The organism is Kineococcus sp. R86509, from assembly GCF_042466365.1.
Lineage (GTDB): Bacteria > Actinomycetota > Actinomycetes > Actinomycetales > Kineococcaceae > Kineococcus.
In genome coordinates this window covers 4,153,061-4,167,712 of sequence record NZ_JAXHCE010000001.1, presented here as the reverse complement: position 1 = coordinate 4,167,712, position 14,652 = coordinate 4,153,061, and the positions used below count along the sequence as shown (strand labels likewise).

At 73.6% G+C, this 14,652-nt stretch carries 17 protein-coding genes; 3 read left to right on the top strand and 14 right to left on the bottom strand.

What is annotated here, in order from left to right:
* Positions 1-2 precede the first annotated feature (2 nt).
* The 4 genes from SJY07_RS20360 to sigE are packed head-to-tail and all read right to left on the bottom strand — an operon-like array spanning position 3 to position 3,012.
* Entirely contained in the window at positions 3-386 is a 384-nt protein-coding gene (locus SJY07_RS20360; protein ID WP_380161369.1) for a Sec-independent protein translocase TatB, read from the bottom strand.
* A gap of 9 nt (positions 387-395) precedes the next feature.
* The gene (locus SJY07_RS20355; protein ID WP_380161368.1) at positions 396-1,706 is read right to left on the bottom strand and encodes a S1C family serine protease; all 1,311 of its coding nucleotides are present in this window, start codon (positions 1,704-1,706) and stop codon (positions 396-398) included.
* Complete coding sequence (locus tag SJY07_RS20350; protein WP_328292393.1) at positions 1,706-2,308, bottom strand: hypothetical protein; 603 nt, start codon at positions 2,306-2,308, stop codon at positions 1,706-1,708. The genes SJY07_RS20355 and SJY07_RS20350 overlap by 1 nt, the downstream gene beginning before the upstream one ends.
* Positions 2,305-3,012 carry an RNA polymerase sigma factor SigE gene (sigE, locus tag SJY07_RS20345; protein ID WP_380161367.1) on the bottom strand — a complete coding sequence of 236 codons (708 nt, stop codon included), beginning with the start codon at positions 3,010-3,012 and terminating at the stop codon, positions 2,305-2,307. Before sigE ends, SJY07_RS20350 begins: the two co-directional genes overlap by 4 nt.
* A 202-nt stretch (positions 3,013-3,214) precedes the next feature.
* On the opposite strand from sigE, the gene SJY07_RS20340 reads away from it, so the two are divergent.
* Positions 3,215-3,868 carry an O-methyltransferase gene (locus SJY07_RS20340; RefSeq protein WP_328292395.1) on the top strand — a complete coding sequence of 218 codons (654 nt, stop codon included), beginning with the start codon at positions 3,215-3,217 and terminating at the stop codon, positions 3,866-3,868.
* 21 nt (positions 3,869-3,889) lie between these two features.
* Here the strand turns inward: SJY07_RS20340 and SJY07_RS20335 are convergent, their stop codons facing one another.
* From SJY07_RS20335 to dapE, 7 genes are all read right to left on the bottom strand, one after another.
* On the bottom strand, positions 3,890-5,434 hold the full coding sequence (locus SJY07_RS20335; RefSeq protein WP_380161366.1) for a leucyl aminopeptidase family protein: 1,545 nt from the start codon (positions 5,432-5,434) through the stop codon (positions 3,890-3,892).
* A gap of 83 nt (positions 5,435-5,517) precedes the next feature.
* Entirely contained in the window at positions 5,518-5,685 is a 168-nt protein-coding gene (locus tag SJY07_RS20330) for a DUF3117 domain-containing protein (protein ID WP_106210338.1), read from the bottom strand.
* Positions 5,686-5,842: 157 nt separating this feature from the next.
* Positions 5,843-7,084 carry a hypothetical protein gene (locus SJY07_RS20325; protein ID WP_380161365.1) on the bottom strand — a complete coding sequence of 414 codons (1,242 nt, stop codon included), beginning with the start codon at positions 7,082-7,084 and terminating at the stop codon, positions 5,843-5,845.
* Entirely contained in the window at positions 7,081-7,584 is a 504-nt protein-coding gene (locus tag SJY07_RS20320) for an SRPBCC family protein (protein ID WP_328292398.1), read from the bottom strand. Before SJY07_RS20320 ends, SJY07_RS20325 begins: the two co-directional genes overlap by 4 nt.
* The gene (locus SJY07_RS20315; protein ID WP_380161364.1) at positions 7,563-7,844 is read right to left on the bottom strand and encodes a DivIVA domain-containing protein; all 282 of its coding nucleotides are present in this window, start codon (positions 7,842-7,844) and stop codon (positions 7,563-7,565) included. Before SJY07_RS20315 ends, SJY07_RS20320 begins: the two co-directional genes overlap by 22 nt.
* On the bottom strand, positions 7,841-8,491 hold the full coding sequence (locus SJY07_RS20310; protein WP_328292400.1) for a TIGR00730 family Rossman fold protein: 651 nt from the start codon (positions 8,489-8,491) through the stop codon (positions 7,841-7,843). Before SJY07_RS20310 ends, SJY07_RS20315 begins: the two co-directional genes overlap by 4 nt.
* On the bottom strand, positions 8,488-9,624 hold the full coding sequence (gene dapE / locus SJY07_RS20305) for a succinyl-diaminopimelate desuccinylase (RefSeq protein WP_380161363.1): 1,137 nt from the start codon (positions 9,622-9,624) through the stop codon (positions 8,488-8,490). The genes SJY07_RS20310 and dapE overlap by 4 nt, the downstream gene beginning before the upstream one ends.
* Positions 9,625-9,695: 71 nt before the next feature.
* Between dapE and dapD the strand changes: the two genes are divergently transcribed.
* Complete coding sequence (gene dapD, locus SJY07_RS20300; RefSeq protein ID WP_380161362.1) at positions 9,696-10,679, top strand: 2,3,4,5-tetrahydropyridine-2,6-dicarboxylate N-succinyltransferase; 984 nt, start codon at positions 9,696-9,698, stop codon at positions 10,677-10,679.
* 73 nt (positions 10,680-10,752) lie between these two features.
* Complete coding sequence (locus SJY07_RS20295) at positions 10,753-11,613, top strand: hypothetical protein (RefSeq protein ID WP_328292403.1); 861 nt, start codon at positions 10,753-10,755, stop codon at positions 11,611-11,613.
* An 85-nt stretch (positions 11,614-11,698) separates the two neighbouring features.
* On the opposite strand, the gene SJY07_RS20290 is transcribed toward SJY07_RS20295, so the two are convergent.
* The 3 genes from SJY07_RS20290 to fdxA all read right to left on the bottom strand — a co-directional run bounded on the left by SJY07_RS20290 (position 11,699) and on the right by fdxA (position 14,566).
* Positions 11,699-12,985: a citrate synthase gene (locus SJY07_RS20290; RefSeq protein WP_328292404.1), complete on the bottom strand. Its 1,287-nt coding sequence runs from the start codon at positions 12,983-12,985 to the stop codon at positions 11,699-11,701.
* Positions 12,986-13,065: 80 nt separating this feature from the next.
* Positions 13,066-14,238 carry a succinyldiaminopimelate transaminase gene (dapC, locus tag SJY07_RS20285; protein ID WP_380161361.1) on the bottom strand — a complete coding sequence of 391 codons (1,173 nt, stop codon included), beginning with the start codon at positions 14,236-14,238 and terminating at the stop codon, positions 13,066-13,068.
* Position 14,239: 1 nt separating this feature from the next.
* The gene (gene fdxA, locus SJY07_RS20280) at positions 14,240-14,566 is read right to left on the bottom strand and encodes a ferredoxin (RefSeq protein WP_328292406.1); all 327 of its coding nucleotides are present in this window, start codon (positions 14,564-14,566) and stop codon (positions 14,240-14,242) included.
* Between the last annotated feature and the right edge of the window lie 86 nt (positions 14,567-14,652).

Below are 14,652 nucleotides of genomic sequence, written 5' to 3'. Positions count from 1 at the left end.
CCTCAGGTGGCGTCCTCGTCGTAGGGGACGGGCGCCGGCGTGGCGGCCGGCGTCGACGACTTCTTGCCGAGGTCGAGTCCGCCGCCCGTGGCGGGCGTGGACTTCTTGGCCGGCGGCTCGTCGTCGTCGTTCCAGGCCTCGGTGAGGGCCTCGCGGACGATGCGACGCGGGTCGTACTGGCGCGGGTCGAGCTTCTGCCAGTCGATGTCGTCGAACTCCGGCCCGAGCTCCTCGCGCATCTGCGCCTGAGCCCCCTTGGCGAAGCGCCGGGCAGACTTGACCAGACCGGCCAGCTGCTCGGCGTAGTGGGGTAGCCGCTCGGGTCCGAGGATCACGAGCGCTACGACGAGCAGGACGAGGAATTCGCCCCCGTTGATGCCGAACACGTGGCGATCCTAACCGTCGGCGTCGAGAGTGACAGGCACGTCCATGGTCCGACCGTCCCTGCGGACGCTCAGGACCACCACTTCGCCGGGTTCCCGGGCCCGGATGTCCACGATGAGCTCGACCGCCACGGTCACCGGGCGACCGTCGATCGAGAGCACGACGTCGCCCGGTCGCAGGTCCGCGCGCTCTCCCGGACCACCGGCGGTGACGGCGCCCGCGGCGTCCACGATCTGCACGCCCTCGCCGGTGTAGGAGTTGTCGAGGGACACGCCGATGATCGGGTGCACCGCCCGGCCGGTCCGGATGAGCTGCTCGGCCGTGCGGCGCGCCTGCTGCGAGGGGATCGAGAAGCCGAGGCCGATGCTGCCCGTCGTCGTCGCTCCGCCGGCGCCCGGCAGGCTGGCGATGGCGGAGTTGATGCCGACCACCTGGCCCGTGGAGTTGAGCAACGGGCCACCCGAGTTGCCGGGGTTGATCGCGGCGTCGGTCTGGATGGCCTGGATGTAGGAGGAGTCGCCACCCCCGTCGCCCGCCGTGACGGGCCGGTTGAGCGCCGAGACGATCCCCTCGGTCACCGTCCCCTGGAGCCCCAGCGGGGCCCCCACGGCCACGACGGGGTCACCCACGACGACGCCCGCGGAGTCCCCAAAGGGCAGCGCCCGCAGCCCGGTGCGCTCGACGCGCACGACGGCGAGGTCGTAGGAGGTGTCGGCCCCGACGACGTCACCGCTCACCTGCACCCCGTCCTCGAAGACGACCGTCACGCCGTCGTCGAGCGCACCCGCGACGACGTGGTTGTTGGTGAGGATGAAGGTCCCCTGCCCGGCGGAGGTCTCGAGGACGAACCCCGAACCGGTCCCGAAGCCGTCCTGGCCCTCGACCTGGAGGGCGACGACGCTGGGCAGCGCGGCCGCGGCGATCCCGGCGACGGACCCCGCGGGACGTTCGGTGCTGCCCGCCGACGGGGACGCGATCGCGACGCTGGGGTAGGTCGCGTCGGAGTCGGAGAGCTCGTCCTGCACCAACCCACCGGCGAAGCCACCGACCACGCCGAGGACCAGGACGGCACTGCCCGCCCCGATCCAGCGGGCGGGCGATCCACGTCGGGGAGCAGCTGCGGGCGGTGCGGTGTGGGGGTCCGAGGGAGCCTGCGGCGGGAAGGCGTCGTGCCCCGCCGGGGGCTGCCACCAGCCCTGCTCACCCGGGATCGGGACGGGGCTCGTGGGTGGCCCCGACCAGGGGTCGCGGGCGGGCGGGGGCTGGTGCGCGCCCTCCTGCGGTCGGTCCCAGCCACCCCCGGGTGGGGACGGGGTGGCCATCAGGGTGTGGCGTTCGCCGGTGCGCTCGCGCCGGGCGTCGTGCTCGCGCTCACCGAGGGGCTCACCGAGGGCACCTGGCGGCTCACGGGAACCTCCGACGGCGCGGCCGACGGCGTGGTGCGCAGTTCGGCGACGGGCGCCTGGGAACTCCCCCCGGGCATCCCGCCCAGGACGAGGACCCCGACGATCCCCGCTCCGAGGAGGGAGAAGGTCCCGGCCAACGCGGCCGCCACGGGGCGACGGCGGGCGCGGCGGACGACCTCACGGGCACCGGGACCCCGCGATCCGGGGGTGCGACGGGCATCGGTGCGCGAGGGCGGGGCGACCCCGACGACGGGCCGGGCCGGCACGGCCATCGGCTTGTCGCGCGGGTGCAGCGGGCCGGAGGGCCCGCCGATGTCGAGCAGCCGGGTCACCAGGTCGTCGGACATCTGCGGGACGCCGAGGGCCTGGACCCGCGCCCGGACGAGGCGTTCGGTCTCGACGGCGTCGGCGCACTCGCTGCACCCGCGCAGGTGCTCCGCAGCACGGGCTTCGGCGTCCGCGGCGAGCCGACCGTCGACCAGCGGGCTGACCCGCGCGCCGAGGTGCGCTCCGCTCACGAGCCGTCCTCTCCGTAGGCGAACTGCGGCGCGCCCGGCGGGGTGGGCCGGGGAGCGCGGTGGGCGAGGGCGGCGCGCAGCTGGGCGCGACCCCGGTGGATGCGGGAGCGGACGGTGCCGAGCTTGACGCCCAGCGTCGCCGCGATCTCCTCGTAGGAGAGGCCCTCGATGTCGCAGAGGACGACGACGGCGCGGAAGTCCGGCGGCAGCGCGTCGAGCGCCTTCTGCACGTCGTCGTCGAGGTTGCGGTGCTCGAAGGCGCGCTCGGGACCGACGTCGGTGCTGGGCAGCTTGTCGTTGACGTCGTCCGCGAGCGCGTCGAAGCGGATGCGCTGCTTGCGCCGCACCTGGTCCAGGAAGAGGTTGGTCGTGATCCGGTGCAGCCAGCCCTCGAACGTACCGGGCTGGTAGTTCGACAGCGAGCGGAACACGCGGACGAACACCTCCTGGGTGAGGTCCTCGGCGTCGTGCCGGTTCCCCGTCAGGCGGTAGGCCAGCCGGTAGACCCGGGCGGAGTGGTCGCGGACGACCTCCTCCCAGGTGGGGGGGACCCACGTCGAGGCCGCGGCCGACGGCGACAGCGCCGCCGGGTCGATCGCCGGTGGAACGGACCGCCCGGCGGTGTCGCCGGTGTCGTCGCTCACGGGGTTCCTCCTGGAACGGGCGGGGAAGGGGGCCGCGAACGGCACCGCCACTGCTCCCATGGTCTCCCACTCCTCACGCTCGAGCCAGTCGCCACCGGGACATCCATCCGGTCGGCGTCACAAGCTCCAACGGAGGTCTGACCTGCGCAGTTCCCACCCCACCCCTGGGCGGTGCCCTTCACCCGTCCTCCCCACTCTCGTGCACGGCGAGTTGCGGGGCGAGCACTCGGGGTGAGATCGCGGCGTGCACTACATTGCGCACGTGCCGACGCCCACGTCCCGCCCGCCCAAGCAGCCCGTCAGCTGGGCCTACACCGAGCAGTTCGTGCCCGAGGACGAGGTGCTGCAGCGGGCCCGTGCCCGCGCCGCCGACCTGGGCGTCGACCCCGTCTCCCCCGGCGTCGCCGCGGTCCTGACCGTCCTGACCGCCGCGACCCGCGCCCGCACCGTCGTCGAGGTGGGCACCGGCACCGGCGTCTCCACCATCAGCCTGCTCCGCGGCATGGGCGAGGACGGCGTCGTGACCACCATCGACTCCGACGGCGAAGCGCAGCGCGCCGCCCGGGAGACCGTGGCCGACGACGGGATCCGCCCCAACCGGGCCCGCCTCATCAACGGCCGCGCCCTCGAGGTGCTCCCCCGCCTCACCGACGGCGCCTACGACCTCGTCCTGCTCGACGGCGACGAGCGCGAGTACTCCGCCTACCTCGAGCAGGCCTTCCGCCTGCTGCGCCCCGGCGGCCTCCTCGTCGTCGACGACGCCCTCTGGCACGGCCGGGTCACCGACCCGGCCGCCCGCGACGCCTCGACCGTCGCCCTGCGCGAGGTCGGGCGGACGGTCCTCGAGGACGGTCACTGGTACCCCTCGCTGCTGCCGACCGGCGACGGTCTGCTGCTCGCCGTCAAGCACGGCTGACCGCCGCCGCGCCAGGGCTGCTCAGGCGCGCGCGAGGCCTTCCAGCCACTCCACGAGCAGCCGCGCACCGAACCCCGTCGCCCCGCGCGTGACCTCGTGCTCGTTGCCGTCGGCCCGCCCGGTCCCGGCGATGTCGAGGTGGGCCCAGCGCCGCTCACCGACGAAGGGGCGCAGGAACAGCGCCGCGATGATCGCGCCCGCGCCGAGGCCGGGGGTCGTGGAGACCTGACGGGCGTCGGCGAGGTCGGAGGCGATCGCCGGCAGGTAGTCGTCCACGAGGGGCATCCGCCACACCCGCTCGCCGGTGCCCTCGGCCGCGGCCGACAGCTCGGCCGCGAGGGCGTCGTCGCTCGCGAAGAGCGCGGCGTGCCGCTTGCCGAGGGCGAGGCCGGCCGCACCGGTGAGGGTCGCGATGTCGACGATCACGTCGGGGTCCATGGTCGCGTCGGCGTAGGCCATCGCGTCGGCGAGGACCATGCGGCCCTCGGCGTCGGTGTTGTTCACCTCGGTGGTGCGCCCGCCGTAGTGCCTCACGACGTCGCCCGGTCGGTAGGAGGAGGCCCCGAGGGCGTTCTCCGCCAGCGCCAGCAGGCCCGTGACCCTGATCGGGAGCTTCAGCGCCGCGACGGCCGCGACGGCCGCCAGCACGGCGGCCGAGCCGGCCATGTCGGTCTTCATGGCGACCATCGACTCGCGGGGTTTGAGGCCCAGGCCACCGGTGTCGAAGGTGATCCCCTTGCCGACCAGCACGACGTGCGGGACGCCGGCGCGGGCGCGGGGCGTCCAGCCGACCTGCACCAGCGCGGGGTCGGAGGCGGAGCCCGCACCGACGGCGACGAGCCCCCCGAACCCCTCGCGGCGCAGCCGGTCGACGTCGCGGACCTCGACCTTCAGGCGCAGCGGGGCGGCGACCTCGTGCACCTGCGCGACCATCCACGCGGGGTCCTTGAGGTTCGACGGGGTCGCGGCGAGGTCGCGGGTCAGGATCGTCGCGCCCGCGGTCACCTCGGCGTGCCGGACGTCGGCCACGGCGACCTCGCCGAGCAGGACCAGCCGGCGCACGGGGGCCTCGGCCGCGGCCTTGCGGCCCGTCACGGGAGGCGAGTACGAGGCGAGCAGGAAGCCCTCGACGAACGCCCGCGTGCCGGCCGACCCGACGCCGTCCGCGAGCGTCGTCGCGACGTCACCGGTGCTCGCGGCGCGGGCGAGCGCCGCCCCGCTGCGTCGCAGGGAGGTGGTGGAGGAGTCCCCGACACCGACGACGACCAGCCGCTGCGGGCTGCCCTCGGGGGCGGGGACGGGCAGGCGGGTCGTGGTCGCCGCCTTGCCGCTGACCTTCTCGGCGGCGCAGAGCGCGGTCAGGTCGATGCCGTACCGGACAGCGGCGTCGGCGGCGCCGGGACGCGGCTGCAGCGGTGCGTCGTCCCCCTCACCGGGGGCGACGGCCACGGCCAGGACGCTCACCCCGGACAGGTCGGCCGAGATCAGGGTGCCGCGGCGCACCTCGACGACGGGTGGGGTCCAGCGCCGCACGTCGGGGGCGGCGGAGGTGGTCGGCGTGCTCACGGTGTCGTCCTGACTCTCGTGCGGCGATCTGGTGCTGGACGACGCGGGGCGGGCACCCCTGGTGCCCGCCCCGCGTCCGTGCCTCAGCCCACGACCGAGGTGATGGCCTCTCCGAGGGCTTTGGCTTCGTCGGGCGTCATCTCGACCACGAGACGACCACCGCCTTCCAGCGGCATGCGAAGGACGATGCCGCGCCCTTCCTTGGTGACCTCCAGCGGACCGTCCCCGGTCCTCGGCTTCATGGCCGCCATCGGCGTGCTCCCTCTCGTCGTCTCGTGCTCGCGCCGGGCCCGCGGCCGGGTGCTGCGGTCGGCGTGTAGGCGTCCATCATCCCCCACCGGGACCCCCTGGTGGGCGCAGGGGCTCACCGGTGATCTCGGGGCCACCCGGGCGCTGCGGGGACGACGATCACGGTGGCCAGTCGGCGGGGGGCGAGAACCGCCACAGCCAGGCGATCCAGACCACCTGCAGGGCAAGGGAACAGACGACCCAGGCGCGCAGGACGGGGCGGCTGCGGGGCCGGAGCGCGACCAGGCCGCCGAGGGGGAAGAGGAAGATCAGGTAGCGGAAGAGACTGGTGAACGGGTCCAGGACGAGGAGCAGGTAGCCGACGTAGGCCAGGCACCACGCCCGCAGCTCGGGGCCCAGGACGGCGGTGCGTCGCGAGAGCAGCCACGCCGCGTAGCCGAGCACCCCGGCGACCAGCAGCAGCGGCCCCGCGTGGTCGCCGAGGACGTACTGCGAGATCCCCCACCACGGCTTGAGGAACTCGACCTGCCCCCCGACCCGCCAGGCCCCCATCGTCGCCGTGTAGGCGTCGAGGCGGTGGGCGATCCGCCCGGCGGCGAAGGGCCACAGCAGACCCGCCGCACCGGAGGCGGCCAGCAGCACCAGGCACCGCAGCGCCTCCCGACCACCGAGCACCGCGCCGGCCCGACGACCCCGCCACCCGCGCACCGCGAGGTGCACCACGACGACGACCGACAACGGCACGGCGACGGGCCTGGTCACCCCGAGCAGCAGGGCGACCAGGACGGCGGGCAGGTACCGCTCGCGTTGCAGGCAGCCCAGGAAGACGACGAGCAGCGCGAGCGCGGGCCCCTCGGTGTAGGGCACCTGGAAGACCAGCGCCGTCGGGGAGACGCAGAACAGCACGGCGGCGCTCCAGGCTCCGCGGCGGGCCACCGCCGGCGTGCTCCGCTCGCCCAGCGCCCGCAGGACGAGGGTGTGCACCCCGACCGCGGCGACCGCCCCCGCCACCAGCGACACGATCGAGCCGGCCCAGGTGAAGGGCAGGCCGAGCAGCATGGGCAGCCGGGCCAGGAAGGGCGCCAGCGGGTAGAAGGCCAGCGCCGACTGCTGGACGTCACCGGTGCTCCCCAGGGGCACCGCGCTCGGGTACCCCGTCTCGGCGATCCGGCGGTACCAGGTGGCGTCCCACAGCCCGAGCATGTCGCCGTAGCCGGGGTGCGCGGGCGTCCAGGTGCTGGCCACCTGGAAGCGGGCGACCTCCGCGAGGACGATCGCGGAGAACACCCGGGCCAGCGCGTAGACGACGAGGACCCGCACCGCCGGCGGCGAGCGCAACCAGCCCAGCAGCAGCCGGGTCCGCAGTCCGAGCCTCTGGGCGGGGACGGCGGCAGCGGTCACGAAGGACCCGACAGGTCCTCGCGGGCCGCTCGGAGCACGAGCTCGAAGGCGGCGCGGCCGACCAGGGCGGGGATCGGCCCACCGCAGGCGACGAGCAGCCCCAGACCCCGCGGGCGGACGACGATGTGCTCGGTCCACTCGACCTGCACCTGCCCGCGGTCGGCGGCCGCGGACACGACGATCTCGACCGTGCCGCCGAACACGTCACCGGTCTTGACGATGGAGACCCGACCCGGCCGGTCCGCGTCCGGCGCCTGCCACGCCACGACCTCCATCGGGTCGACCAGGACGATCGGCCCGAGCGTCGTGGTGCCGACGAAGCGCTCCCCCACCACACCGACGGGTCCACCCTCGGGGCGGGCCACGACGGTCGAGGGGACCCACGCGGTCTGGCGGGGCCAGTCGGTGAGGACGTCGAAGACGTGCCGGACCCGGCCGGTGACGACCACCCGGGAGGTGAAGTCGATCGTGCGGGGGGTCAGTCCTCGACGCTTCGCCACGCGGCCAGCTCCTCGTCTCGTTCTCGGATCTCCTCGCGCAGCCGGTCCAGGACGGCGTCGACCTCGTCCATGCGGTACCCGCGGACGCCCAGCGAGAAGCGGACGGCGTCGACGTCGGTGGCCAGGACCGGCCCTTCGGGCAGGCCGCGGTAGGGCCGGGTGGAGGTGGCGGGAGCCATCCCGCCGCTGATCCGGCCGGTGACGACGGCCACCACGACACCGAGGACGAGCAGCACCAGGACCAGCAGCACCAGCGTCACGACGGGCCTCCCCCGGTCGGGGACTCCCGCCGGTCCTCGCCCGGCTGGCTGGGGAAGTCCACGAAGGTGCCCACGATCTCGGAGCTCGGCAGCGACACCCGCTCGCGCGGGGCCTGCTCGAGGTGCTCCAGGGCGGCCAGCGGGTCGTCGGTCCAGAGGATGCAGTCGAAGACGAGCGGACGGGCGAAACCGGTCGCCACGAGTCCCTCGAGCCAGGTCCGCAACCCCGCGTAGTGCCCGCCGGAGTCCAGCACCGCCAGGGGTTTGGTGTGCAGGCCGATGGTCCGCGCGACCCAGATCTCGAAGAGTTCCTCGAGCGTGCCCAGCCCGCCGGGCAGGACGACGAACGCGTCGGCGCGGGCGTCCATCTGCGCCTTGCGCTGGCGCATGTCGTCGGTGACGACGAGTTCGCTCAGCCCCTCGGGCGGGAGTTCGAGGTCCATGAGCGCCTGCGGCATGACCCCGGTGGTCCGGGCCCCCGCGGCCCGGGCCGCGGCCTCGGCCGCCCCCATGACGGAGGTGCCGCCCCCGCCGTAGACGAGGTCGTGCCCGCGTTCCCCGATGAGCCTCCCGACGGTCGCGGCGAGTTCGACGTGCGCAGGGTCGATGCCCCCGGACGCACTGCCGTACAAGCAGATCGTGCTCACTGCACCCCCTCCAGCAACCAGCCCGAGAGGACCTCGAGGCACTGTTCGACCTCCGCCGTCCGGCAGCGTTCGTCGTCGGCGTGCGCGGTCGCGTTGTCGCCCGGACCGTAGTTCACGGCCGGGACACCGAGCGCGGAGAAGCGGGCGACGTCCGTCCAGCCGTACTTGGGTAGCGGGGTCGTCCCCGTCCGCCGCACGAAGTCGGCGGCCGCCGGCAGGTGCAGCCCGGGTTTCGCGCCGTCGGCGGCGTCGGTGACCCGCACGTCGAAGCCGGCGAAGACCTCGCGCACGTGGGCCTCCGCCCCGGCAGCGTCGATCGCGGGGGCGAAGCGGTAGTTCACCGTCACGACGCAGCGGTCGGGGACGACGTTGCCCGCGATACCCCCGGTGATGCCGACGGCGTTGAGACCCTCGCGGAAGACCAGCCCCTCGACCTCCACCTCGCGCGGGACGTAGTCCGCCAGCCGGGCGAGGACGGGTGCGGCGGCGTGGATGGCGTTGGACCCGCGCCAGGCCCGGGCCGAGTGCGCGGCCCGGCCGTTCGTGGTGACCTCGGCGCGCAGGGTCCCGTTGCAGCCGCCCTCGACGACCGCGGAGGACGGTTCCAGCAGGATCGCGAAGTCGGCGGCCAGCAGGTGGGGGTGGTTGCGGGCCAGTCGGGCGAGCCCGTTCTTGGCGGCCTCCACCTCCTCGTGGTCGTAGAAGACGAAGGTGACGTCGCGCGGGGCGCCGGGCCCGGCGTCGGCGACCAGGCGGGCGAGGGCCAGCTGGACGGCGACGCCGCCCTTCATGTCGCAGGTCCCCCGCCCCACCAGGACGTCCCCCTCGGTCGGGTGGACCTCGCGGCGCACCGGGAGGTTCGGCGGGTCGGTCAGCGGCACGGTGTCCAGGTGCCCCGCGAGCAGCACGCGCTCGGCGCGACCGAGGGTCGTGCGCGCCACGACGGCGTCACCGTCCCGGGTGACCTCGAGACCGGGCAGGGCACCCAGCGCCGCCTCGACGGCGTCGGCCAGGGCGGTCTCGTCGCCGCTCACCGAGGGGATGTCACAGACCCTGCGGGTCAGCTCGACGACGTCCGGCGCAGCTCCCGGGGAAGCGGGCGAGAGGTCGAGCGCGAGGGTGGGGGCGGTCACGTGCTTCACCCTAGCCACGCCCTCCGGCGCGACGTCGGACCGAGGGGCCGGGCGCTTGTAGGGTCACGTGGGTGAGCGAGCAGAGCCCCGTCCTCAGCCCCGAGCAGCAGCCACGACGCGCCTGGGGCCACGGCCTCGCGACCGTCGCCGCCGACGGCACGGTGCTCGACGTCTGGTACCCGTTCCCCGAGCTCGGACCCAACCCGCACACCGGTTCCTACGGCGTCCCGGCCGAGCTCGCCTCCCTCGAGGACTCCGACCCGCACCGCCGGGTCAAGCAGCGCGTGGTGACCACCGAGGTCGACCTGGACTCCGCACCGGTCGACACCGCCGACGCCTACCTGCGCCTGCACCTGCTCTCCCACCGCCTGGTGGCGCCGCACGGTCTCGTGCTGGACGGCCTGTTCGGGGTCCTCGCCAACGTGGTGTGGACCAACCACGGCCCCTGCGCCGTCACGGACTTCGAACGCACCCGCCTCGCGCTGCGCGCGAACGTCGGGCCGGTGACGGTCTACGGGATCGACAAGTTCCCGCGGATGGTCGACTACGTGCTGCCGAGCGGGGTCCGGATCGCCGACGCGGACCGCGTCCGGCTCGGCGCGCACCTCGCCCCGGGCACGACGGTCATGCACGAGGGTTTCGTGAACTTCAACGCCGGCACCGTCGGGGTGTCGATGGTCGAGGGCCGCATCTCCGCGGGGGTCGTCGTCGGCGACGGTTCCGACGTCGGGGGTGGTGCCTCGATCATGGGGACGCTGTCCGGTGGCGGCAAGGAGGTCGTGAGCATCGGCGAACGCACCCTGCTCGGCGCGAACTCCGGCACCGGCATCGCGCTGGGCGACGACTGCGTGGTGGAGGCCGGGACCTACGTGACGGCCGGCACCAAGGTGACCCTGCTGGGCCAGGACGGCGCCCCGGACCGGGTGGTCTCCGCCCGCACGCTGTCCGGCGCGAACGGTCTGCTGTTCCGCCGCAACTCCGTCTCCGGCCAGGTCGAGGCCCTTCCCCGCAAGGGCGTGAAGGTCGAGCTCAACCCCGCGCTGCACGCCAACTGAGGTGCCCGCGAGCCCCCGCGGACGCATCCGACCCGCCTCCCCCGGACGACGTCACACCCGGCGTCTGCGACTCGTGACCACGCTCGCCGTCGTCGCGGTGGTCGCGACGGCCGGGGTGGTGTGGATCACCCGCGACGAGGACGCCCCGGTCGTGCGCGAACGCTGCTCGGCGAGCGTCGACGGGGAGTCCACCTCGATGTCCCCGGAGCAGGCGGCGAACGCCGCCACCGTCGTGGGCCTCTCCGTCCGGCGCGGCATGCCCGCCCGGGCGGCGACCATCGCCGTCGCGACGATCGTGCAGGAGTCGGGCATGCGCAACCTCGACCACGGCGACCGCGACTCCCTGGGGCTGTTCCAGCAGCGTCCCTCCCAGGGCTGGGGCACCCCCGAGCAGGTCCGTGACCCTGTCTACGCGAGCAACGCGTTCTACGACGCGCTGGAGAAGGTCGACGGCTACCGCGACCTGCCCGTCACCGAGGCGGCGCAACGCGTGCAGCGCAGCGGTTTCCCCCTCGCCTACGGCGACCACGAACCCGAGGCCCGACTCGTGGCCTCGACGCTGACCGGCTACGACCCGCGCGGTTTCACCTGCCACCTGCGTTCCGTCGACGTGGGCGTCGAGGTCGGGGGCGACGAGCAGCTGACCCCCAGCGCCCAGTCGGTCGCCGACGCCGCCACGGCCCAGGTGACGACCCTGGCGCCGTCGATCGTGGCCGGGACCGGCGGCCGGGGTTTCCGGTTCCAGGTCGAGGGCACCGACGCCGGACGCACGGCCTGGGCGATCGCCGCCTGGGCCGTCGCGAGCGCAGGCACCCACCCGGTGACCGAGGTGAGCGTGAACGGCTACCGCTGGACCCGCGACACCTCGGGCCGCGGCTGGGTGCAGACCGCCACCGGCCTGCCCGACGGGGGTGTCGAGGTCCGCGTCGGCTGATCCCGGCGCAAAGACTTGTGGGGAGTTTTCCACCCTTCCGGAGCTTTCGAAGGGTGGAAAACTCCCCAGGAGTTGGAGCGTGGGGTCAGCGGCCGGAGATCTCCGTGTAGTCGCGCGCACCCTCGCCGATGTACACCTGGCGGGGACGGCCGATCTTCGTGGCGGGGTCGTTGATCATCTCGCGCCACTGCGCGATCCAGCCGGGGAGACGCCCGAGCGCGAACAGCACGGTGAACATCTTGGTCGGGAAACCCATGGCCTTGTAGATGATGCCGGTGTAGAAGTCCACGTTCGGGTAGAGCTTGCGCTCGACGAAGTAGTCGTCGTGCAGCGCGATCTCCTCCAGGCGCATGGCGATCTCGAGGAGTTCGTCCTGCACGCCGAGGCCGGAGAGGATCTGGTCGGCGGTCTTCTTCACGATCGCCGCGCGCGGGTCGTAGTTCTTGTACACCCGGTGGCCGAAGCCCATCAGGCGCACACCCTTCTCCTTGTTCTTGACCTTCGTCATGAACGTGTCGACGTCGTCGTCGGAGGTGCGGATGGCGTCGAGCATGTCGAGGACGGCGGAGTTCGCCCCACCGTGCAGCGGCCCGGAGAGGGCGTGGATCCCGGCGGAGACGGAGGCGAAGAGGTTCGCCTGGCCGGAGCCGACGAGACGCACCGTCGAGGTCGAGCAGTTCTGCTCGTGGTCGGCGTGCAGGATCAGAAGCTGGTCCAGCGCCTTCGACATCACCGGATCGACCTCGTAGTCCTCGGCCGGGTTCCCGAAGGCGAGGCGGGTGAAGTTCTCGACGAGACCGAGGCGGTTGTCCGGGTAGAGCAGGGGCTGGCCCAGCGACTTGCGGTGCGCGTAGGCCGCGATCGTCGGGAGCTTGGCGAGGAGGCGGATGGTGGAGAGTTCCACCTGCTCCTCGTCGAAGGGGTTGAGGGAGTTGGGGTAGAACGTCGACAGCGCGCTGACGGCGCTGGAGAGCACGGGCATGGGGTGGGCGTCGCGGGGGAACCCGTCGAAGAACCGCTTGAGGTCCTCGTGCAGCAGCGTGTGCCGCTGGATCCGCTCGGTGAACCCGGACAGCTCGCTCGCCGAGGGCAGGTGCCCGTAGATGAGCAGGTAGCTCGTCTCGACGAACGTGGACTTCTCGGCGAGCTGCTCGATGGGGTACCCGCGGTAGCGCAGGATTCCGGCGTCGCCGTCGATGTAGGTGACCGCCGACGTGCAGGAGGCGGTGTTGGTGAAGCCGGAGTCGAGGGTGACCAGTCCGGTCTCCTTGAGGAGACTGCCGATGCCGAAGCCGGCAGCACCCTCGGTGGCAGGGGTCACGGGGAGGTCGAGCTCCCCACCTGCGTGCTTCAGCGTCACGGAGTCAACCATGTCGCCGACCGTACCCGCCCCCGCCGACGGTGCCCAACACAGGTCCGTCACACCTGTGGAGGACACCCGCGTGGGCACGGTCAGGCGAGGTCCGCCAGACGGGTGGGGACCTCGGCGATGCGTTCGTCGGTCGCCGTCAGCGCGATCCGGACGTGCTGCGCCCCGGGCGGTCCGTAGAAGTCCCCGGGGGCCGCGAGGATCCCCCGCTGCGCCAGCAGGTCGATCGTGGTCCGGCTGGGTTCCCCCCGGGTGCTCCAGAGGTACAACCCGGCTCCGGAGTGGTCGACCCGGAATCCCGCGCGCTGCAACGCCGGACGCAGCAGGTCGCGCCGGGCGCGGTAGCGCTCGCGCTGCGCCGCGACGTGCGCGTCGTCGCTCACCGCGGCCTGCAGGGCGACCTGCACAGGCCAGGGCACGATCATCCCGGCGTGCTTGCGCAGTTCGAGCAGTTCGCGCACCAGCGCGACGTCACCCGCCACGAACGCGGCGCGGTAGCCGGCGAGGTTCGACTGCTTCGAGGTGGAGTAGGCGACGAGCAGTCCGGTGTGGTCACCGTCACACACCCGCGGGTCGAGGACGGAGGGCACGAGACCACCGCGGGTCACGTCGTGCGCCTCGTCCCAGCCGAGTTCGGCGTAGCACTCGTCGGAGGCCACGACCACGTCGTGAGCCCGGGCCCAGGCGACGAGGGCGGCGAGCTCCTCGACCGTGCGCACCGCGCCGGTCGGGTTGGACGGGGAGTTCAGCCAGAGCAGCCGGATGCGGGACCCGGTCTCCCAGGCGGCGTCGAGCTCCTCGACGGTGTCGGCGCCCAGCGGGGTGGCCCGGGCCAGGCGCGCCCCGACGTCGTAGGTGGGGTAGGCGACCGACGGGTGGGCGACGACGTCACCCGCCTCGAGGCCGAGGAGCAGGGGCAGCCAGGCGACCAGTTCCTTGGAACCGACCGTGGGCAGGACCCCGTCGGGATCGAGGGTCGCGACACCCCGGCGTCGGGCGAACCAGGCCGCGACGGCTTCGCGCAGCGGGGCGGTGCCGTAGGTCTGGGGGTACCCGGGGGCGTTCGCGGCCGAGCGCAACGCCTCGGCCACGACCTCGGGGGTCGCGTCGACGGGGGTGCCGACCGAGAGGTCGACGATCCCCCCGGGATGGGCCGCCGCGAGGGCCTTGGCCCCCGCGAGGGAGTCCCAGGGGAAGTCGGGCAGGGACGCGCCGACCCGGCGGCGCGGCGGGTGCTGCTGGGTCGGCGCGCTCACCTCAGTGGCCTTCGCCCTGCGGCGGGACCGCGGCGACCACCGGGTGGTCGGAGTCGATGACGCCCATCTTGGCGGCGCCACCGGGCGAACCGACGACGTCGAAGAACTCGACGTTGGCGGCGGTGAAGGCGGACCACTGGTCGGGGACGTCGTCCTCGTAGTAGATCGCCTCGACGGGGCAGACGGGCTCGCACGCTCCACAGTCCACGCACTCGTCGGGCTGGATGTAGAGCGATCGCTTGCCTTCGTAGATGCAGTCGACCGGGCACTCTTCGATGCAGGCCTTGTCCTTGACGTCGACGCAGGGCTGCGCGATGACGTAGGTCACGGGTTGTCCTCCTCCTCCGGCGGACGGGCGGCCGGACGCGCTGCCTAGTATCGCCGACGCACGCCGACCGTCGTGCACGAGGATCG